We start from the raw sequence: 21049 nt of genomic DNA, 5'->3' as shown, positions 1-21049 counted from the left end.
AGCCGAAGGTCGCAAAAACATACGTCAGCGTCTACCGTCGAAACATGGATGCATTGTCGATGATGCTGGCCGGGTCGCGGGCGGAGGGCGCTTTTCTGCTGCGCTCGCTGCTCGATCCACCGTGGTCATTACGTATCGAAGACCACGCACCGATCACCGTGCTGGTTCTGGTTCGCGGCACCGCAGTTGTCGTCTCCGACACCGGACAGACAGAAGATCTCGAGGCCGGCGACGTTGCACTCCTGCGCGGCCCCGATCCCTATACGGTCGCCGATCACCCGGACACCCCGGTCCACGTACTCATCGACGAGGCACAAAACTGCGCCACAGTCGACGGATCACCACTCGAGGACATGTCAGTTCTCGGCGTTCGCACCTGGGGCAACTCGACCAGTGGCCAGACCGTCATGCTCACGGGCACATACCGTTTGGACTCCTATGTCAGCCGTCAGATCCTCGACAGCCTGACACCCGTCGCGGTAGTCCGTCGCAGCATGGAAACCACGCCGATGACAAAGCTTCTGGAACAACAAATCGCCGCGGACGGGCCAGGACAGGAAGTGTTGTTGGACAGGCTCCTGGACCTGGTTCTGATCTCGGCGGTCCGTACGTGGTTCGCCGAGAACCCGAATCGATCACCGCGATGGATCAAGGCCTACGAGGATCCCGTCATCGGGCATGCCTTGCGGCTCATACACAATCGGCCGGAACACCCCTGGACGGTCGCGAGCCTGGCCCAGGAGTCCGGCAGCTCACGAGCGGCCTTCGCACGCCGGTTCACCGGTCTCATGGGGATCGGACCCGTCGGCTATCTGACCGAGTGGCGCTTGTCGGTGGCGGCGGATCTACTCGCAGACCCGGCACGAACGGTGTCCTCGATCGCGCGAGAAGTGGGCTACTCGAGCCCCTTTGCGCTCACAACGGCCTTCACCCGCCATCACGGAATGAGCCCGAAGATTTACCGCCAGACCCGCTGTGCGCCTTTATTAACCGCCCGCGGTTAATAAAGGCGCACAGCAAATACCTCAATGAGCCGAAACCGCCGCCAACTCGCGGGAGCAATGACGAACTCCGCTGAGAGCACCGAGCAGTCCGGCGGCCTTGATCGCCTGGTACCCGCCCACGAGATCGGTTGCCTTGTGCAGACCCAACTGCTGCAACGACGCTGCGGCCAGGCTCGAGGTGTAGCCCTCGGAGCAGACGATCACCCACTCGACGTCGTGGTCGGTGGCCAACGCGAGGTGTGCGCTGCTGGTGGGGTCGAGTCGCCACTCGAGAACGTTCCGCTCGATCGCGAGTGCACCGGGGAGGGTTCCCTCGATGGCGCGCTGCGCCTGCGGGCGAATGTCGACGAAGATCGCGCCGCGATGGAAGGCTTCGGTGAGCTGGAAGACGTACATACGATCGATCTGTGCGCGAGCGTCGTCGAGCATTTGGTCGATGGTCATTTGGTGCCCCCCTCGGGCAGGTCGGTCAGCTCGGTACGGGTGCGACGAAGAGTCCGGTGATCCGTCACTTCGTAGAAGGACATTGCCGTCAGCGGCGGCGAGTAAGCGTGAACACTCAGAGTCGGTGCATCAGAGCTGATTTCGATCGGAGCACCAGGAACATCCGTCGAACGCACGACATCGTGAACCCAGCCGAGCGGGAACGAAGCCTGATCGCCGGCGTCGAGCTGGCGTTCCACCAGGGCGTCACCGGCCCAACGGAATTCGGTGAGAGAACCACTGAGGACGGTCAATGCGCCGAACGAACCTGCGTGGTCGTGCAATTCGGTGTTGCGTTCGGGTACCCAGCTGATGAGCCACACATCGACGTCGTCGTCCGCATGCAGGCGAGTGGACCAACGATCGAGCGTCGGGAAGGCGTCGGGGATGAGGTGGTCGAAACGGCCGTCGAGCACGCCGTTCGCTCCCTCGTCGGTCAGTCGCAGCAAATCGGCCGGGCGAAGGCGGGTAGGCAACGACGCACCACTCGGACGGCGTCCGGACGCCCCACGATTAGCGCTACGACCTGCGGAAACAGCACGATCAGCAGCGAGAGCAGGGGTCAAAACAGAGAGATCTGCAGAATATGTGGATAGCACGAGCTAGCTCCAAGGAATGTGAATTGGTCAAGGCAGCGGTCAGCCTCGACAACACTCCTGAGCACCCATGCAGCGATTCACGAGCACCATTGTGGCATAACTTTTGCAATCGCGAAACTGCTGGAACGAAACCATCGATCAGGCGACCGGTCGTCGACCGGATCCACGACGCGCCTGATTGCGCTCGAAGACCAACCTCAGCCCCTCGAGAGTGAGGTCCCGTTCGAGGTGATCGATAGTGTCGGATTCGGGAATGATCAGCGGTGCGCTGTCCCCGGTTGCGATCACGGAGACGTCGTCACCACCGAACTCCGGCAGTTCGTCGCGTACGCGGTTGACCAATCCGTCAACGAGGCCGGCAAAGCCGAATACCGCACCGGACTGCATGCATTCGACGGTGTTCTTGCCGACCACCGAACGCGGGCGCACCAATTCGACCTTGCGCAGCGCAGCGGACTGCGACGCCAAGGCATCGGTCGAGATCTCGAGTCCGGGCGCGATGCAGCCGCCCAGAAACTCACCCTTGGCGGAAACGACGTCGACACAGGTCGACGTACCGAAGTCCACGACAATGCACGGACCCTCGTAAAGATGGTGAGCGGCAAGACTGTTGACGATCCGGTCGGCTCCCACCTCTTTGGGGTTGTCCACCAGCAGTGGCACACCGGTGCGAATACCCGGTTCGACCACCACATGGGGAACGTGACCCCAGTACCGCTCCAGCATCACGCGGATTTCACGCAAGACGGACGGCACTGTCGACAGCGCCGCAACGCCGGTGATCTCATCGACATGAGTACCCAACAGCCCACGGAAGGTCAACGCCAACTCGTCGGCAGTCATCCGAGGGTCGGTTCGCATTCGCCAGTCCTGCAACAGCTTCGAATACTCACCAGTCCCGGAGAACAATCCCAGAACGATATTGGTGTTCCGCACGTCGACCGTGAGCAGCATGGATTACACCAGGCTGGATTCGCGCGAGGCCTCGAGTGTCGACAGCATGCGCGGGGTGATCAGACCCGAACCCTCCGGCGCGTGAGCCGGGTCTGAGCCGAGTTCGATCTGCTTGTTGTCGGCATCGACGAAGACGACGCGCGGGGAGTATTCCTTGACTTCCTGCTCGTTCATCACGCCATAGGCGATGAGGATTACCAGGTCGCCCGGCTTGACCAGATGCGCTGCCGCACCGTTGATTCCGATGACACCGGTTCCGCGCTCGCCGGCGATGACGTACGTCTCGAGACGCGCACCGTTGTCGATGTCGACGATGCACACCTGTTCGCCTTCGAGGAGGTCTGCGGCGTCCATCAGATCCTGGTCGACGGTGACGGAGCCGACGTAATGCAGGTCGGCGTGAGTCACGGTGGCGCGGTGGATCTTCGACTTCATCATTGTGCGAAACATATCCAGGTCCTTACTCGTGAAAAGTGCTCAGTGAGACAGCAGGTCGTCGATGGCGTCGGCGGATGGGTCGGTGTCACGCTCGAGGAAACCGGTTCCCACCGCGACACCGACGTTGTCGATCAAACGGGTGGTTCCGAGCTTGGCGGCCACTAACAGTCGGCCGTCACCTCGCTCGGGCGCGGGGCCCAGATCGACGCCCCGAACCTCGAGGTAGTCGACCTCGATTTCCGGAACAGCTGCCAGAACAGCGCGTGCGGTTTCCAGAATTGCTTCCGCTCCCCCGGACGCCGCGTGTGCACCGGCGATCAGAGCAGCGGAAAGCGCGACCGCTGCAGCGCGCTGGCCCTCGTCGAGGTAGCGATTGCGAGAGGACAACGCGAGGCCGTCGAACTCGCGGACCGTCGGAACTCCGATGATCTGTACATCGAAGTTGAGATCCCACACCATCTGACGGATGAGCGTCAGCTGCTGGTAATCCTTCTCACCGAAGTAGGCGTGATTGGGTGCCGCGATCTGCAGCAGCTTCGCCACAACCGTCAGCATTCCCGCGAAGTGAGTGGGGCGCGCTCCGCCTTCGAGTTCGCTACCCAACGGGCCCGGCACGATGGTGGTGCGCTGGCCCCGCGGGTACATCGTCTTGGCGCTCGGCGCGAACACCAATTCGACGCCCTCGGCGCGAAGCAGGTCGAGATCCGCATCGAGAGTGCGCGGGTACGCGTCCAGGTCTTCGCCCGCACCGAACTGGAGCGGGTTCACGAAGATGGAAACGATCACGACGGCGCCGGTGACCTTGGCCTGACGAACCAATTCGATGTGGCCCGCATGCAACGCACCCATCGTCGGAACGAGCGCCACCTGACGCCCGACACCTCGCAGTGCCCGCGAGACGCGCCGAAGCTTGTCCGGATCGTGGTGCACCGTCAGTTCGCCGCGCTTGTATCCGCCCTGCAGATCACTCACGACGGTCACCTCCCGTTTCAGTCAAGATGTCGAACAATTCGGTGGGGGCGCCCACCCGCTGGGCCGATCGCAAGGACATCGCCCGATAGCCGGCAGCGAGCTCCGGATCCAGTTCTGTCAGTACGCGCAAATGTGTGTCGACAGCAGCAGCGTCGCCGCGTGCCACCGGGCCGGTCAACGCCGAGGGACCGCGTCGTAGCGCGTTGTCCAAGGCCGCCGACAGCAGCGGCTGCAGGACACGCTCGGCCACTCCACCCGGATCTCCGTCGACCAACTGTTGACCGAGCAACTCGTCACCTTGCAACGACGCTCGCAGCGCCTCGACGGCGTCGACCACGAGCGTGACCAGGTGATTACTGCCGTGAGCCAGTGCCGCGTGGTAGAGCGCGCGGTTCTCCTCGCGCACTCGGACGGGCTCGCCGCCGATCTCGAGGACCAGTGACTGCGCGATCGCGTAACCGATGTCGTCGGCAGCAGTGATTCCGAAGCATGCCGACGACAGCCGTGCGGTGTCCTCGTCGTGACCGGTGAACGTCATCGCCGGATGGATAGCCAAGGGCAGCGCGCCGAGTTCGGTGAGCGGAGTCAGGATCGCGATGCCGTTGGCACCGGACGTGTGGGCGACGAGCGTGCCCGGCTTGACGGCTTGGGTGGCCGCGAGACCTCGCACAAGATCCGCAAGCTGGTCGTCAGGAACGGCAAGAATCAGCAGTTCGGAGCGAGCTGCGACGTCGGCAGCCGGAAGAATTTCGGTATCGGGAAGCCGCTTCACAGCGCGGGCGACCGAGGCACTGGAGACGGCGGAGCAAGCGCTGACAACATGACCGGCTCGCTCCAATGCGGCACCGACAGCTGTTCCGACCCGTCCTGCTGAGACAATTCCTACCGTCAATCGCGCAGGTGCAGGCCCATTAGTGATCCCGAAGGAAGTCACCGGATTCCTCTCGTTCGTTCCAGTCCCGCTCGGCGGGTACCAGACGTTCTGCGTCCGAGGATATCCTTCGCCCGAACCGTCATGCCATGGCCGGGCGAGTGATCTGCGACTCAGTCCTCTCGGCGACGACGTCGACCGGAGCCTTCGGACGGGTTGCTCGAACTCAGGTTCGCCATTATTTCGGCGACGGTTAATCCGTTGGAATGAGCACCGCTCGCGGCATCTTCCGGGGCAGCGCGACGACGACGGCGCGGCTCTGCGTCAGGCTCCGCAGCGGGTTCAGCTTCCGCGACAATCTCGGGAACAACCTCGGGCGCCTCTTCGACGACAGCGTCTTCGATGACGGCGTCTTCGATGTTCGGGGCCTGGGCGGGAGCCTTGATTTCAGGCTCGACCGGCGCTACCGGTTCCGGATCCTTCTCCACCGGAACGTCTTTCACCGTTCGTGTCGGCGAGGAACTCACAGTGGAACTCGCTGGGGAACTCGCTGGGGAACTCTTCGGTGCCTGGTTCCCGCTCTGATTCTGTGGCTTCTGCGTCTCTTGTGGCTTCTGCGTCTCTTGTGGCTTCTGCGTCTCTTGTGGCTTCTGCGTCGGGATGACGCGCGGCGCCACGAAGCTGCTGTCACGCCACGACGTCTCCGCGAACACGACGGTCGTCTCAGCAGTCACCGGATCGTCGTTGGGCGATGCCAAGCCGCCGACGTTCGGTGCCGGTTGGCTGGGTCCGTTCTGGCCGGCGCCGGGAACGTACAACCCCGACGGTGCCGGCTGGTACGCGCCATACGAACTACCGCCAAGTTCCGGTACTCGCGTGGAATCGGTCTTGAGCGCGGTCTGTTCGGGCAGCAGTCCACCTTCGAACAGTGCTTCGAGGTTTCGGCGCAGCGCCACCAATTCGGCGCGCAGCCCGGCCAGTTCCTCAGCGTCCGCGGTCACCTCACGTCGCACGCGACCTTCGACGCTCAGTTCGTACTCACGTCGAGCCGAAATTTCACGTTCGAGCTGCAGTTCGTACACGGTCTGCAGATCGGCAACCTTGGCTTTGTCCAGTGCCGACTCACGCCGATACTTGGTCATGGCGATAGCGCCGAGGGTGGCTGCCCACAGAGCGACGACCAGTCCCACCCGAAGAAGCTGAACGCTGTTGCTGAAGATCAGAAACAGCGAAGCAATGACAGCAAGTGCCAGAAGAGCAGCAATGATCATCTGGCTCGCGCTGCGCTTGCTTCGGCGCGCAGACTTCGATCGACCAGAATTTGTCATGGTTGCCAGGGTACTTGCCGAGACCGGGGTCGCCACGTACCTCGGTGGGTGATTTGCCGACCAGGCTGTCAGTGCGCGGGCTCGTCAGGTGTATCTTCCGGCGTCTTGCAACAATGTTCGAGCCACAGAGCTGCCGCTACCAGCGCAATTGCGGCGCCCAACCCCACCCACGCGCCCGGCGTGTCGGAGGCTGCGGCCTGCAGAACCGAGCGCTGTGGGATGAGATACACCAGCACTCCGACCCAGACACCGACGGTAGCTGAACCGACCAAAGCGGATGCTTTGGCCAATGCCAGCGCTCGGGCGGCGGTGATGGGATGAAGCTGTCTGAGCCCGTCTCCGACCTGACGGTTCTTGACGCGTGAACGAATGACAAAAGCGAAGACGGCCTCGGCAACGGCCACGAAGTACAGCGACGCTCCCGCATAAACGGGGATGGGCGGCATCGAACCGTAGAACACGCGAATCAGAATCCAGGTCGCCACAGCAGCAACCGCAGCCAGAACCGCGAGTTCACTGATCCGGGTCGGCTTCAAACCCTTGCCTTCTTCGGTCACCGCGCAAGCACCACATCGGTAGTGCGCACACCTTCACGCTCAGTGCGATCGAGGCCGTCGAGAATTTGTGCCACCGACAACTTCTGGCCGTCGACGATCAGCGTCGCGTCAGGCTCGACGTCCAGCCAGGGAACGAGCACGAATGCCCGTAGATGCGCTCGCGGATGGGGAAGGGTGAGCACGGGATCGGAACTGACGACGCCTTCGCAGTCGACCACGTCCACGTCCAGGCTCCGGGGTCCCCAACGCTGTTCGCGCACCCGGTCTGCAGCTTCCTCGAGAGCTTGCGACCGGCGAAGCCACTCAGCGGCGTCGGCCTCGGGATCGTCGACCACCACCACCGCGTTGTAAAAATCCTGCTGCTCGACGCCACCCCACGGCGCCGTCGAGTAGACCGGTGAGACAGCAACGACGGCGCTGCCCAACCCGTCGACGACGGACTGCAGGTGAGCCACGCTGTCGCCGATGTTGGAACCGATCGACAGAACAGCGCGCGTCATGCCGATCTGGTCCGATGTGCGACGACGGCGACGTCCGCAAAAACCAGCGGAATCGGTGCCGACGGTTTGTGGACCACGACCTCGACGCTCTCGACTCGCGAATCTTTCATGACGTCGTCGGCGATCTCAGCGGCGACGGTCTCGATGAGATCGCGCGACGGGCCGGCGACGATGGCTGCGGCGGCTTCCGCCAACTCGCCGTAGTGCAGGGTATGGGTCAGATCGTCCGACGCCGCGGCGGGAGCCAAGTCCATCCACACGGTGATGTCGATGAAGAAGTCCTGACCGTCACGCTTCTCGTGGTCGAACACTCCGTGATTGCCGCGAACCTTCAGCCCGCGCAATTCGATTCGGTCCCCCATGTCAGGCCCTTTCTCGTCCACGGTTCCAGGCGTCGACCACGGCAATGGCGTCGAGCGAGGCTTGTGCGTCGTGCACCCGAACTCCCCAGGCGCCCTCACGTGCTGCAAGGGCCGAGACCACGGCCGTCGCAGTCTCGCGGCCACCAGGTGGACGGGGATTGCCGTCGGGATCGCTGAGCAGAGACCCCAGGAACCGCTTGCGGGAAGCGCCGACCAGTATCGGGAATCCGGTCGCGTTGAACTCGGGTAGTGCTCGCAACAGGGCCCAGTTGTGGTCGGCGTTCTTCGCGAACCCGAGGCCGGGGTCGAGGATGATCGACGACGAATCGACCCCTGCTTTCAACGCCAGATCGACCTGCGACAGCAGTTCGTCACGGACGTCGCGGACCACGTCGTCGTAGTGATCGGCGCTGCCACGATGGACGTAGTCACCGGCCGAGCGCCAGTGCATGAGGATCCAGGGCACTCCGGCGTCGGCCACAACGGATGCCATGTCGGGGTCTGCGCGACCGCCCGATACGTCGTTGACGATGCCTGCGCCCGCTTCGATCGCGGCGGCGGCGACGGAAGCACGCATCGTGTCGACGCTGACGCGAATTCCGGCTGCCACGAGTTCTTCGATCACCGGGGCAATACGGTCCGCCTCGAGTTTCGGATCGACGCGGGTGGCTCCGGGGCGGGTCGACTCGCCGCCGACATCGACGATGTCGACGCCTATGCGTTGCAGTTCGAGCCCGCGAGCGATCGCCGCGTCACGATCGAGAAATTGACCACCGTCGGAAAACGAATCGGCGGTGACGTTCAGAATCCCCATCACGACCATCCGGGCCGGATCGCTACCTGCAACGGGAGCCGCGGACATCTCGCTCACTTACGAAGGATGAGGTCCAGCGCTTCGGACCGTGAGGCCGCGCTGGATTGCAGGAGCCCACGAACCGCTGACGTGGTCGTGCTGGCTCCAGGCTTGCGGATACCGCGCATCGCCATGCAGAGGTGCTCGGCTTCGATGACGACGATGGCTCCACGCGGGTCGAGCTTGCGCATCAAAGCATCCGCGATCTGGCTGGTCAGGCGTTCTTGAACCTGCGGACGCTTGGCGTACAGATCCACGACGCGCGCGAGCTTCGACAAACCGGTGACCTTGCCCGACTTTCCCGGGATGTAGCCAACGTGAGCAACACCGTGGAAGGACACCAGGTGGTGCTCGCACGTCGAGAACATCGGAATGTCTCGCACGAGCACCAATTCCTGGTGACCCTCGTCGAAAGTTGTGTTCAACGCGTCGTCGGGCTCGGAGTACAGACCCGCGAAGATCTCCTTGTACGAGCGCGCAACCCGGGCCGGCGTATCGAGCAGACCGGGGCGCTCCGGATCTTCACCGACCGCGATCAACAATTCCCGTACGGCAGCCTCTGCCCGCGCCTGATCGAACGGGCGGCCCGTTCCGAGCGACACCAGTTCACTGGCCACATCATTCACCGACAACCGAACTCTCCTCGAGAATTGTTCACAGGTCCCCCGCCGCAGAGCCTAGTGGCGCAAGGTCAGCGGGATCCGTCCGGTCCGTCCCAGCGAGCGGTGCTCGGGCCGTCGTCCTCAGCCGAATGATGCGGCGGTGGAGTCTGCGGCTGTTCCGGTGCGGGGCTCTGCCACTGGTTTTCGCCGGTCGGGTTTCCCCGGTTCGGATCGGCGAAGGGTCCACCGTCCGGGTACTGCACCGGGTAGTCGGGCTGCGCGGGGTAACGACGGCCGGGGTGCGGCTGCTCGGGGTACGCCTGCTGTCCCGGGTGCGGCTGACCGTACTGCCCCTGATCGGGCTGGGGCTGACCGTGTTGGGGCTGACCGTACTGGCCCTGCGACTGGTTCGGCGGGGTCGGATTCTGTCCACCGGTGTACCCACCCGACTGCTGTCCGGGGTACGTCGGCGACGGGTTCTCACGCGGAGGCCAACCCGGTGCAGACCATCCGGCGGGCGCTCCGTAGTCGGGTGTTCCCGGTTGCGGAGTCTGCTGCGGGGCACTCGGCTGCGGGTACGAGGGCTGTGCGTAGCCGTTCGAGGGTCCCTGGTTGCCGTTGTTGGGGAGACCACCGTTGTTGGGGACACCGCCGTTGGGTGCACCGCTGTTGGGTGCACCGCTGTTGGGTGCGCCTGCCTTGACGAGAACAGGTGCAGCAGCGGGCTCCGGCCACGTTTCGCCGCGCTCGATCGCGAGTTCGCGCGGAGTCTTCACCGGCGGACGATCCGAAGGCGTGCGCCCACCGAAATCGTTGAAAGCCGTGATACGCGGACGCTTTTCGACGCCGGCAAGGATCTTCTCGAGGTCCTTGCGAGTCAACGTCTCACGCTCGAGCAGTTCGGTAGCGATGAGGTCGAGCGCATCGCGGTACTCGTTGAGGATGGCCCACGCTTCGGTGTGCGCCGCCTCGATGAGGTTGCGCACCTCCTCGTCGATTTCGCGAGCGATCTCGTGCGAGTAGTCGGACTGAACGCCCATCGAACGGCCGAGGAACGGATCCCCGCCCTCCTGTCCGTAGCGAACCGCGCCGAGCTTGGCACTCATGCCGTATTCGGTGACCATCGCGCGTGCGATCTTGGTCGCCATGTCGATATCGGACGACGCTCCGGTGGTGGGCTCGTGGAACACCAGCTCCTCGGCGGCGCGTCCACCCATTGCCATGACGAGACGAGCGATCATCTCCGAACGCGTCATCAAACCCTTGTCGTCCTCGGGCACGGTCATCGCGTGACCGCCGGTGCGACCGCGAGCGAGGATCGTGACCTTGTAGACCGGCTCGATGTCAGGCATTGCCCAAGCAGCCAGCGTGTGACCGCCCTCGTGGTACGCCGTGATCTTCTTCTCGTGCTCGCTGATGATGCGACTCTTACGCCGCGGTCCACCGACAACACGGTCCACCGATTCCTCGAGCGAGGCTTCGGTGATGACGGTCCCGTTTTCGCGTGCGGTGAGCAACGCAGCCTCGTTGATGACGTTCGCAAGATCGGCACCCGACATTCCGACGGTCCGCTTGGCGAGGCCTTCGAGATCGGCGTTGGGATCGATCGGCTTGCCCTGCGAGTGCACGCGCAGGATCGCGCGGCGGCCGGCGAGGTCGGGGGCGCCGACCGGAATCTGGCGATCGAAGCGTCCCGGACGCAGCAGTGCTGGGTCGAGGATGTCGGGGCGGTTGGTTGCGGCGATCAAGATGATGCCGGTGCGATCACCGAAGCCGTCCATCTCGACGAGCAACTGGTTGAGCGTCTGCTCGCGCTCGTCGTGTCCGCCGCCCAGGCCTGCGCCGCGCTGACGACCGACGGCGTCGATCTCGTCGACGAAGATGATGCAGGGGCTGTTCTGCTTGGCCTGCTCGAACATGTCGCGAACACGCGAAGCACCGACACCGACGAACATCTCGACGAAGTCCGAACCGGAGATAGTGAAGAACGGGACGCCGGCTTCGCCTGCGACAGCGCGAGCGAGCAGCGTCTTACCGGTTCCGGGAGGGCCGTACAGCAGCACACCGCGCGGAATCTTGGCGCCGAGCGCCTGGTAGCGAGCCGGGTTCTGCAGGAAGTCCTTGATCTCGTACAGCTCTTCGACAGCCTCGTCCGCACCGGCGACGTCGGCGAACGTGGTTTTCGGCATGTCCTTGGTGAGCTGCTTGGCCTTCGACTTACCGAATCCCATGACTCCGCCGCGCCCACCGCCGCCCTGCATCCGGTTCATGACGAAGAAGAAGATGCCGAACAGAATGATCATCGGCAGCACGAACAGAAGGATAGAAGTCAGCCAACTCTCCTGAGTGACCGTCGTGTTGAACTTGTCCGCTCCGGCGCCTTCGACCTTGTCGAAGATCTGCTCCGACGCACTCGCGGGGTACTTCGCCAGGATCTGCGTCTTACCGTCGGTGGCGTCGTTGCCGTTCTTGAGCCACAGACGAACCTGCTGCTCACGGTCGTCGATCTGCGCCGACTCAACGTTCTTGGCGTCGAGTTGGGATATCGCGACCGAGGTGTCGACGGTCTTGAAGTCGCGGGTGTCGTTGCTGAAGTAGCTGAAGGCATAGATCACCAACAGCACGACGGCTACGAGTAGCACGTTACGGAACACAGTCTTACGGTTCATACAGGTCGGCCGATGTGGCCGGTCCTTTCGAGAGTGCGGGTCTGCCAGGTCGCCTTCCGGCTGCCAACCGGACACCTGCAGGTTACCGCGATCGGCCCCATCGATGCCCGCCAGCGGCCGTGCCGCTTGGTTGGAACGGTCGTCACTGTGTTCAACGTGCGCATTGCCGATCAGGTTCCCGGGCTACGTCGCAGCACAGTTTCCTGTGAGCGAACATGCTCATAGTGGTTATCGTGCGCTTTTCCGACGCTCGTCCGTCGTTATTCGTCAGGCCGTTTCGGAGAGGATTCCCGCAACAGCGTCAGCGGCGCCCGATTGGTCACCGTCGATGATCCGGTGCGCGAGCTGATCGAGTCGCGCAGACAGTCGCGCCGAGGACTCGGGCACGTCTGCCTGCTTGGCGATGGTGTCGTCGAGATCAGCCAATAAGCCGCCGCCGGCCAGGTGCCTGACGCAGCGCCATGTCTCGGCGAAGTTTCTCGCGGTCCCGTCGTCGGTCAACATCGCGACCCGAAGCGCAGCGTTGGGATTCGACGCCGCCGCCCGAGCCAGGCCGGCCATGATCGCTTCCCTGGCAGCAGTCAGTTCGTCGACGGTTCGGTCTTGCAACCGCACTCCCGAATCCGCAGACCTACCCGCGTCGGGCGTCGGAGCTTCGCGAATCACCGCACCGTTACCGTGCTGGATTTCGACTCTGCCCCGAATCTCGAGGGCCACGAGCGCTTGAGCCAGCGACGCTCGACTCACGCCGAGTTCGGCAGCCAGGCTGCGTTCGGGAGGAAGCCGATCGCCGGGTGAAAGGCCTTGAGCCTCGATGAAATTCGAAATGTGCTCGGCCAACTGCTCATACAGACGCGGACGCTTCAATCGTCCGGGCAGGCCCGAGCGCGAGCCGGGCGATGACGTCGAATTCATGCCTCGGAGTGTACTTGACAAATGGAGCAGTGGCAGAGAGGCTAGGCCAATTCCAAGTGATGCAGACCACAAGCTGGTCGCGAACGGATTGAGAGTTCGATGGCAAATGTCATAGCCCTGTCAGTACTTGTCCTGGTGTTCGTCATATCCACCGTGAGGTCGGTGAACATGGGTGCGCTTGCCCTGGTGGCTGCCTTCGTCGTCGGAACACTGGTCTTCACTGTCGATACCAGCGAGATCCTCGACGGCTTCCCGGCCAGCCTCTTCGTCATCCTGGTCGGCGTCACCTACCTGTTCGCGCTGGCCAGAAACAACGGCACGGTCGACTGGATCATTCACGCGGCGGTCCGTGCGGTCAGAGGACGAGTGGCCCTCGTGCCGTGGGCGATGTTCGCGGTGTGCGCGGCCGTCACCGCCATGGGCGCGGTCAGTCCCGCTGCCGTCGCCATCATCGCGCCCGTGGCAATGGGCTTCGCCACCCGCTACCGGATCCACCCCATGCTGATGGGCTTCATGGTCGTCCAGGGCGCAACGGCGGGCAGCTTCTCCCCTATCGGAATCTTCGGTGTGATCACCAACGACGTCATGCGCCAGAACGGCCTCCCGTCCAGCCCGGCCTTGCTGTTCGTCTCGACCTTCGCAGCCGCGGCCGTTGTTGCCGCAATCGCGTACGTCTCGTTCGGCGGTCGCGCATTGATTGCACGCGGCGCCTCGGAGCGCGTGCTCGTCAGCGCAGTCGGCAACGCAGTCGGCAACGCTTCGGGCGGTGGCGACACCATCACCGGTTCGGGTTCCGGCGACAGCTCGAAGGGTGGCGGCAAGTCCTCGGGTGGGACCGCTCCGCACGAGGGTGCACTCAATCTCGAGCGGCGACTCACCCTGCTCGGACTGGCGTCACTTGCACTCGGCGCCTTGGTCTTCGACCTCGACGTCGGATTCACCGCACTGACCGTCGCGGTACTTCTCACCCTGATCTTCCCGGCCTCCGCCCGCGGGGCCGTCGACAAGATCAGCTGGGGCACCGTGCTCCTCATCGGCGGAATCGTCACCTACGTGGCCCTATTGCAGAACCAAAACACCGTCCAGTGGCTCGGGGATTCGGTAGCTCACGTGGGCATTCCACTTCTCGCGGCGTTCTTGATCTGTCTGATCGGCGCGATCGTGTCGGCGTTTGCATCCACCACCGGAATCCTCGGTGCACTAATCCCTTTGGCAATTCCCTTCCTCATGACCGGCCAGGTCAATGCAACCGGCCTGGTTATCGCACTGGCAATCTCGTCGTCTCTGGTCGATTGCAGTCCGTTCTCGACCAACGGCGCGCTGGTGGTGGCGAACGCCGCTCCGGAAGAACGCGACGTGGTGTTCGGGCTGACGATGCGGTGGGGCATGACCATCATGGTCGTGACGCCGATCCTCGCCTGGCTGCTGTTCGTTGTTCCCTGGTCCGTCTGAATCTTCGTTTGAAGAAAGGAAACTCGCGATGAACAGCGAATCCACACTTTTACGCTCCCTCGACCCCCACACATTCGACGATCATGGAGCGGCGGTCAGTTTCGGCGAAGGCGCGACCCTCTCTCGCGCCGACCTGTTGGCCGCCGCCACCGCGGTCGCCGATCGAATCCACGGTGCACAGCGAGTGGCAGTACAAGCCGCCGCCGGCCTCGAGACAGTGGTCGCCGTCGCCGGCGCGCTGATCGCCGGTGTGGCCGTGGTCCCGATCCCACCGGACTCCGGCCCGCTTGAACGTCAGCACATCATCGCCGATTCCCAGGCCGAACTGATACTCGGAGACGGACCGTCGGATTCGAGCATCCCGTTGATTCCCATCGATATTCACGCGCGATCTGCGACGTCCTATCCCGAACCGAGCGCGGCAGCTACCGCACTGATCATGTACACCTCAGGAACCACCGGAGCGCCGAAAGGCGTCGTCCTCTCGCGAGCAGCGATCGCAGCAGATCTCGACGCACTTGCCCACGTGTGGAATTGGACTCCGGAGGACACACTCGTCCACGGACTGCCCCTCTTCCACGTCCACGGGTTGATTCTCGGCGTGTTGGGCGCCTTGCGCGTCGGTTCACCGCTGATTCATACCGTCAGACCAACTCCGGATTCGTATGCCGCAGCGGGTGGCTCGTTGTACTTCGGTGTTCCGACCGTCTGGTCACGCGTGTGCGGTGAGCCCTCGGCGGCGGCAGCATTGCGACCCGCGCGCTTGCTCGTGTCCGGAAGTGCACCACTTCCGGTTCCATTGTTCGAGCGGATGAAATCGCTGACCGGATTGGCTCCCGTCGAGCGCTACGGAATGAGTGAAACCCTCATCACCGTCAGCACGACGCACGACGGCGAACGTCGCCCGGGTTGGGTCGGGCACGCCGTTCCGGGAGTCAGGACGAGGTTGCGCGGCGAGAACGGCGAATTGTCGGCGCACGACGGAGAGCAGCTTGGGCAACTGGAAGTTGCGGGAGCCGTGCTCTTCGACGAGTACCTCGGGAACCCCTCGAAGACAGCGGAATCCATGACCGAGGACGGCTGGTTCCGCACCGGCGACATCGCGGTGATCGACGACAGCGGATTCCACCGCATCGTAGGTCGCGAGTCGGTCGACATGATCAAGTCCGGTGGATACCGCATCGGTGCAGGCGAGGTGGAACAGGCACTTCTGGCATACCCCGGCGTTCGCGAGGCCGCCGTCGTCGGTGTGCCGGACGACGACCTCGGCCAACGCATAGTCGCCTTCATCGTCGGAGACGTAGCCGACTGCGCGGTGGTTTCGGACTTCGTCGCCGAATCACTGTCGATCCACAAGCGCCCTCGTCAGGTTTGTCTGGTGGACAGCTTGCCCCGCAACGCTATGGGCAAGGTCCAGAAGAAGCTGCTGACGCTCTGAAGGCAAGCCTCTTCCATCGAAGCGTGCTCGGTCACTGTCGGGTCACCACGACGGCGGCGTCAGCCATCCGATCGTGGAAGCCGCGGACGTCCGGTGCGCTACTGATCGAAACTATGATCGCGATCGAAATAGCGACTGTTACAAGAGAACCGAGAATGCTCGCGACACTGCCCAACGACATCGAATTCAGCATGCCGACGAGCTCGTCACCACTACCGAGCATGGCCAACGCCGAAACAGCCGATCCGAAGTACATGGGGATCACGAATGCATTCCGTTTGAAGGACTGCGCCAAGGCCGGACGTGCACCTCCTACCGAGCGAACCCCTATTCCGAGGGCGAGTTTGCCCAGGGTTACCCCGAATGCCGACTCTCCCCATACGAAGTACACGATCGAACCGATCCCGATCAGCAGGCCGATCAGACCCGAACTTGTCCGGTAGGAATCGAAGTCGAATCCGTTTCCGAGCGTCGCGGTGGAGATCATTCCGCCGACGACCGACACAACTGCGAGAATGGCAAAATCGATGAACCGCGCGGCAACTCGTATCCCGGCGCCGGCCGGCCGAAACCCACCAGGCAGGAGTGGAACGCCGGTCGGCCCATACCCCGGGTTCGGTTGCGGCACGGCAAATTGCGGCACGGCCGGTCGCGGTGCGGACGGTTGCACAAGGTCGCCACTGGAGCGGGCCTCCGGTCCGCTCGAAATGAACGTCTCGGTCGCAGGTTCGGGTTCGGGTCCGAGTAGACCGAATTGCCCAGCAGCCCTTCGGTCCAATGCCGCATCCACAGCCGGATCACCCAGCGCTTCGAGCCACGTCACAAGATCGTCGTACGTCGACGGATTCGCAGCGATCGCCGGCCGCAACTCCGGCGAACTCGATGCGATCTCGAACAGCACCGCCGCCGGAGTCCGCGGATCCGCAGCCTCGAGAGCACGTCTCGAAGGCTGCACGGGCACGGGCACCGGCGCAGGCACGGGCACCGGCACGCGGTCAGGTTCAGGTTCAGGTTCAGGTTCAGGTAGACCGAATTGCCCAGCAGCCCTTCGGTCCAACGCTGCATCCACAGCAGGATCACCCAGCGCTTCGAGCCACGTCACAAGATCGTCGTACGTCGACGGATTCGCAGCGATCGCCGGCCGCAACTCCGGCGAACTCGATGCGATCTCGAACAGCACCGCCGCCGGAGTCCGCGGATCCGCAGCCTCGAGAGCACGCCTCGAAGGCTGAACGGGCTGTCCGAGATTCGGTACCGCAGCTGCAACCGTGGTGGCCGACGCGAACAGTTGCACCCCCGCATACAAATTCCGAACAGCCGGTGAGACTGTGAGAGCGAGAGCAACCAGAACCACCAGCACCGCCATGGCGAGATCGAATATCCAGGCACTGTAATATATTTCGCCGTACATGGCCGACTGCACCACGAGACGAGCGATCATCAGGACGAGCAAGCCGACACAGACTCCAAGACCGACCTCGCGTGACGGGCGAGGGTCGAGCGAAGAATACCGAAGCGACAGTGATCTGACTCCGACGACGGCAAGAATCCCGAAGAGTATCGCGAGAACAGCGAGCACCAACGCGTCTCCCCACGGCACGATGCCAAATTGCGTTGCTGCCATTGCGATCTGAGAGAATCCAACACCGAAGCTCCACACCGCGATCAACAGCATGCCGTTTCGTGCCGCTGCGAGCCAGATGTATCCGGGGTGCGTCCCGTCGCCGACGGATGCAACACCGAATGGAATGAATGTAATTGCGGCTGCGGCAATCAAGAACGTGATGCCGTAGTACGGACTAGCCGTGACCGTGTGGAACAACTCGACACTTGTGCCCTCGCTGATCGAGTGGAGTAATCCGGCTGCGAGGAGAGCGATGCCGAGCGCGGCGATGGTGAGGCGCCAGGACGCAAACCGTCTGGCGAGACCGACTGCCGCAACACCCACCACGACGATCGGAACGGTCGACGACACGAAGAGAACGATCAGGCTCTCGAATGTCTGCGGCCCGTCGTAATATCGGTAGCGACTGGCGGAGACCAGGATGTAGATCAGCGCGAGTAGCGCCGAGGCCACTGACGACCCCCAAGCCACAAACACAAGCGGCTTCACCAACGCCAACCATCGCGGCGCGGTTCGAGGGTCGATGCGAATTTCGGCCGCTCGCGGTTGAGCTGCGAGCAGGGCGCCGGCAAGCCCGAACCACGCTCCAGCGCCGACCCCGTTGCCGGTGAAAACACTCGAGCTCTCACTGAATCGGAACATTCCGCGAATGACGTCGTAGACGACAAGACCCACGACAGTGGCAATGAGGGGTCCGTTGGCCACCAGACGCAGCACACGTATCTGCCCGACATTCCAATTCGGCCCGAGCATTCCGAGTCGCGCCACGTACGGCAGAGACAGGGACACCAGCGACAGCAGTGTCGGCAAAACCAGAAGCACCACAAGAGCACTCGAACCGACGCGGGTTATTGTGACGGTCGCACTCCACGGCAAGAAGAACGACACGAACAGTAGTACCGCGGCTGTCCCGTCGCGGGTGTAGTCACCGATCCGAATATCCTCGAACGCAGATCGCGCCGGTGAATAGCCCTGAGCCGGTGGATACACGCCGTGTTGCTGGGGCAAACCGTTAATCGATGGTTCACCGTGTTGACGCGAGTTGTCTTCGGTCATTCGCCAAGCTCCTCAGATGTGGGAAGTGCGCCGAACGGCTCAGGCACTATCGCCGATATTTGGTGGTCCCCGACGAATCGCGATCGTTGCTGACGATCTTGGCGAAGCATTGATCGTTGGCAATCCGCTTCGAATCGCACCACCCGTTTGACGCATCCGCATCCGCAAACGTCAAGCCTGCGACGGTTATCCACCAACCCCGGAGATCGAAGGTCCGCCATTCGTCACTCCAGAGCAGACGCACCTCCGGATACATGAGACGAAGTTCGAGATGCTGTCGCAGGATCTGGGCAGCAGTCCAATGCACCTGAGCGCCATTGATATCCGCCGCATCGAGTCCGACCCGCTTGGAGGAGATCTGAGCCACCCACCGGTTCGCGAGGTCACCGATCACAAAGGGGCGATCGGCGTCGGCCTGAGCCCGGAGGGCGTCAAGACTCGCAGATTCGACGTCGCCCGTTGTCGGCTGCGCGCTACGTGTGGGTCGGATCGGAGTATTGGTGTCACTTCGCGATGCCGGCCCGGATGTCAGGCTGGTATCACTCGTCCCCTCGTCCTCGCATTCGACGAGTTGAGCACCTGACGCTCTCGAATTGGTCAGACTCGAAGACTCACCGAGAGTGTTCGGCAGCCTCCAGAAGCTACCGAGGTCGTACAGGAACTCGCGCTGGATCGAGTTCGTCGTGTTCGTCCCATCGGTTCGGGGAAGATAGATCGGCGCATCGGAGAAGTCGAACACCGCCGATGCAACGCTCTGGCCGGTGTCGGTGATCGACACACGAAGCGCGTCGGTGGAGACGATGTCTCCGCCGGGACATGATGCTTTCATTTCCATTAGAACGACGAGACCCTCTGCCTGCGTGCGGTATTCAACCGGCGTCAGGGTCGGTGTCCGTCCGCATTTCGTGACGTACTCGTTGCCTCCGTCGAATTCAGGGACAGCGGGCAGCCTGCCCGGTGTCCCTGACGGTCCGCCGGTCGGTGGGTAGTAGAGGAATTCGTCATTGGAGATCGAGGCGAGTCCGTCGTGGGCCTTCGACCAAGACCAGTGGTTGGTGTGGGAATCGAGTGACCAGCTGATGGAGCCGTCGTCGAGTTCAACGGCTAGTACCCTGCCGTCGTTAGGATGGACGAGAATTCGCTCACCGTCCGAGACCGAGTAAGAGAAGTAGTCACCGATCTTGGTCGACCACAACTGTTCCCCGGTGTCGATTCGGTAGGCCGAGAGCGTGTCCGAGTCGTTGCCCAACACGATGTCGCCGACGATCCGGCGTAGCGAGAAGTGGTCTCCGCCGATGACCGACCACAACTCGGTGCCGTCGTTCATGTCGTAGGCACCGTGCGAGCCGATGTACGGACGAGAGTTCGATGCCGAGACAAGCCACGGTGATGCCGGTGCGTCTTCGTCAACTCTAAATCTCTCGGCACCGTCACGGTCGGACACGATGCTGGAGTATCCGTCCGACGGAAATGGCATCGCGCAGAGGACGCCGGCAAAACCTTGTCCTGGAAGTGCCTCGTAGCCACCCAGATTCGGATTCGAAAGCAGTGCGCCATCGACCGCGTTGAGCGCCGTAGATCCGATGCTCGAGTAATAGACGATGCCGTCCACGATCTCGAACGAATGCGAATCGCCGGATCCGACGCAGTCGGTTTCCGGTGGAGTTGTCGTTGTCCACGCCGCGTCGAGATCGTTAGGCGTACCGCGCGAAATCACCAGCCCGGACTGGCTACCGCCGACAGTGAAGACCGCTCCGTCGGAAACCTCGACCAAGGTGGCTGTATCGGTGTCGACACTCGAACGAATCGCCCCCGAGTCGAGCGAGAAGGAAACGACTCGAGCTGTTCCACCAGGGTTCCTGACGACACAAGGTAGGGCTGCATCGATCGCGGCGGTCGCACACGACACCGTGCCGGCGACCGGCGTTTGCCATCGAATGGATCCGCTCTCGGCGTCGACTGCTACAAGTTGGGACTGCTGGCCCTGCTGTGGACCGACCGTAGTGATCAGAGTCTGTCCCACGTCGATGAATCTCGCCGTTCCATAGCTCGCACCGAGCGAATCCGGCCACAGAAATCTTCCGCCCGGCAGAACCTCGTCAACGTCCAACGACCACCCTGGCGTCGGCTGCGTGGGGTAAGTGTTGACCAGCTGGCCTGCAACCGGTCCATCGGTGTCTCCCGACCGGAGAATCGTGACAACGGTGACGGCGCCTGCGGCGAGGGCCGCGACGGCGGTAAGGGATGCAACGGCAAGAATCCATCCTCGGCCACGAGATCGAGAGGGCGGAGGATGTCCGGCAACCGGAGCCTGCGGTGGTGAAGGCGGGGGTGGTGGGGGTGGTGGGGGCGGGGGCGGCAACGTCATCGGC

The 21049-nt window shown here is 63.1% G+C and carries 19 protein-coding genes; 3 read left to right on the top strand and 16 right to left on the bottom strand.

What is annotated here, in order from left to right:
* The first annotated feature begins 44 nt into the window (after positions 1-44).
* Positions 45-1004 (top strand): AraC family transcriptional regulator, encoded by a 960-nt coding sequence (locus tag B0E55_RS00545; RefSeq protein WP_080908888.1) that lies wholly within the window; start codon positions 45-47, stop codon positions 1002-1004.
* Positions 1005-1025: 21 nt separating this feature from the next.
* On the opposite strand, the gene B0E55_RS00540 is transcribed toward B0E55_RS00545, so the two are convergent.
* The 14 genes from B0E55_RS00540 to B0E55_RS00475 all read right to left on the bottom strand — a co-directional run bounded on the left by B0E55_RS00540 (position 1026) and on the right by B0E55_RS00475 (position 13107).
* Positions 1026-1448, bottom strand: a complete 423-nt coding sequence (locus tag B0E55_RS00540) for a rhodanese-like domain-containing protein (protein ID WP_003945445.1) — start codon at positions 1446-1448, stop codon at positions 1026-1028.
* Positions 1445-1963: a cysteine dioxygenase gene (locus B0E55_RS00535; protein WP_019746792.1), complete on the bottom strand. Its 519-nt coding sequence runs from the start codon at positions 1961-1963 to the stop codon at positions 1445-1447. Before B0E55_RS00535 ends, B0E55_RS00540 begins: the two co-directional genes overlap by 4 nt.
* Positions 1964-2224: 261 nt before the next feature.
* On the bottom strand, positions 2225-3040 hold the full coding sequence (locus B0E55_RS00530; protein WP_019746791.1) for a type III pantothenate kinase: 816 nt from the start codon (positions 3038-3040) through the stop codon (positions 2225-2227).
* Between the two features lie 3 nt (positions 3041-3043).
* Positions 3044-3490 (bottom strand): aspartate 1-decarboxylase, encoded by a 447-nt coding sequence (gene panD, locus B0E55_RS00525; RefSeq protein ID WP_003945761.1) that lies wholly within the window; start codon positions 3488-3490, stop codon positions 3044-3046.
* 27 nt (positions 3491-3517) lie between these two features.
* Positions 3518-4450: a pantoate--beta-alanine ligase gene (panC, locus tag B0E55_RS00520; RefSeq protein ID WP_170320391.1), complete on the bottom strand. Its 933-nt coding sequence runs from the start codon at positions 4448-4450 to the stop codon at positions 3518-3520.
* Positions 4443-5384 carry a Rossmann-like and DUF2520 domain-containing protein gene (locus B0E55_RS00515; RefSeq protein WP_019746789.1) on the bottom strand — a complete coding sequence of 314 codons (942 nt, stop codon included), beginning with the start codon at positions 5382-5384 and terminating at the stop codon, positions 4443-4445. Before B0E55_RS00515 ends, panC begins: the two co-directional genes overlap by 8 nt.
* A 110-nt stretch (positions 5385-5494) precedes the next feature.
* Positions 5495-6649: a DUF6779 domain-containing protein gene (locus tag B0E55_RS00510; RefSeq protein ID WP_198538380.1), complete on the bottom strand. Its 1155-nt coding sequence runs from the start codon at positions 6647-6649 to the stop codon at positions 5495-5497.
* 68 nt (positions 6650-6717) lie between these two features.
* Complete coding sequence (locus B0E55_RS00505; RefSeq protein WP_153213529.1) at positions 6718-7185, bottom strand: DUF3180 domain-containing protein; 468 nt, start codon at positions 7183-7185, stop codon at positions 6718-6720.
* A gap of 17 nt (positions 7186-7202) precedes the next feature.
* The gene (gene folK, locus B0E55_RS00500; protein ID WP_019746786.1) at positions 7203-7706 is read right to left on the bottom strand and encodes a 2-amino-4-hydroxy-6-hydroxymethyldihydropteridine diphosphokinase; all 504 of its coding nucleotides are present in this window, start codon (positions 7704-7706) and stop codon (positions 7203-7205) included.
* On the bottom strand, positions 7703-8068 hold the full coding sequence (folB, locus tag B0E55_RS00495) for a dihydroneopterin aldolase (RefSeq protein ID WP_019746785.1): 366 nt from the start codon (positions 8066-8068) through the stop codon (positions 7703-7705). The genes folK and folB overlap by 4 nt, the downstream gene beginning before the upstream one ends.
* 1 nt (position 8069) lies before the next feature.
* Positions 8070-8930 carry a dihydropteroate synthase gene (gene folP / locus B0E55_RS00490; RefSeq protein WP_029254407.1) on the bottom strand — a complete coding sequence of 287 codons (861 nt, stop codon included), beginning with the start codon at positions 8928-8930 and terminating at the stop codon, positions 8070-8072.
* A gap of 5 nt (positions 8931-8935) precedes the next feature.
* Positions 8936-9553, bottom strand: a complete 618-nt coding sequence (gene folE, locus B0E55_RS00485) for a GTP cyclohydrolase I FolE (RefSeq protein ID WP_019746783.1) — start codon at positions 9551-9553, stop codon at positions 8936-8938.
* 59 nt (positions 9554-9612) lie between these two features.
* The gene (ftsH, locus tag B0E55_RS00480) at positions 9613-12192 is read right to left on the bottom strand and encodes an ATP-dependent zinc metalloprotease FtsH (protein ID WP_080908886.1); all 2580 of its coding nucleotides are present in this window, start codon (positions 12190-12192) and stop codon (positions 9613-9615) included.
* A 267-nt stretch (positions 12193-12459) separates the two neighbouring features.
* Complete coding sequence (locus tag B0E55_RS00475; RefSeq protein ID WP_007727006.1) at positions 12460-13107, bottom strand: FadR/GntR family transcriptional regulator; 648 nt, start codon at positions 13105-13107, stop codon at positions 12460-12462.
* A gap of 99 nt (positions 13108-13206) precedes the next feature.
* On the opposite strand from B0E55_RS00475, the gene B0E55_RS00470 reads away from it, so the two are divergent.
* Together B0E55_RS00470 and B0E55_RS00465 are read left to right on the top strand one after the other, a co-directional pair.
* On the top strand, positions 13207-14559 hold the full coding sequence (locus B0E55_RS00470; RefSeq protein WP_080908885.1) for an SLC13 family permease: 1353 nt from the start codon (positions 13207-13209) through the stop codon (positions 14557-14559).
* A 28-nt stretch (positions 14560-14587) separates the two neighbouring features.
* Complete coding sequence (locus tag B0E55_RS00465; RefSeq protein ID WP_080908884.1) at positions 14588-15997, top strand: acyl-CoA synthetase; 1410 nt, start codon at positions 14588-14590, stop codon at positions 15995-15997.
* Positions 15998-16028: 31 nt separating this feature from the next.
* Here B0E55_RS00465 and B0E55_RS00460 read toward each other — a convergent pair whose 3' ends face one another.
* The gene (locus B0E55_RS00460; RefSeq protein ID WP_133053395.1) at positions 16029-18677 is read right to left on the bottom strand and encodes a DUF7937 domain-containing protein; all 2649 of its coding nucleotides are present in this window, start codon (positions 18675-18677) and stop codon (positions 16029-16031) included.
* Positions 18678-18723: 46 nt separating this feature from the next.
* Complete coding sequence (locus B0E55_RS00455; protein WP_080908882.1) at positions 18724-21045, bottom strand: outer membrane protein assembly factor BamB family protein; 2322 nt, start codon at positions 21043-21045, stop codon at positions 18724-18726.
* Positions 21046-21049: the final 4 nt, after the last annotated feature.

Origin of the sequence: Rhodococcus sp. 66b, from assembly GCF_002076325.1 — a bacterium.
Classification (GTDB): domain Bacteria; phylum Actinomycetota; class Actinomycetes; order Mycobacteriales; family Mycobacteriaceae; genus Rhodococcus_F; species Rhodococcus_F erythropolis.
The sequence above is the reverse complement of the archived record's forward strand: the minus strand, read 5'-3'. Positions and strand labels throughout refer to the sequence as shown.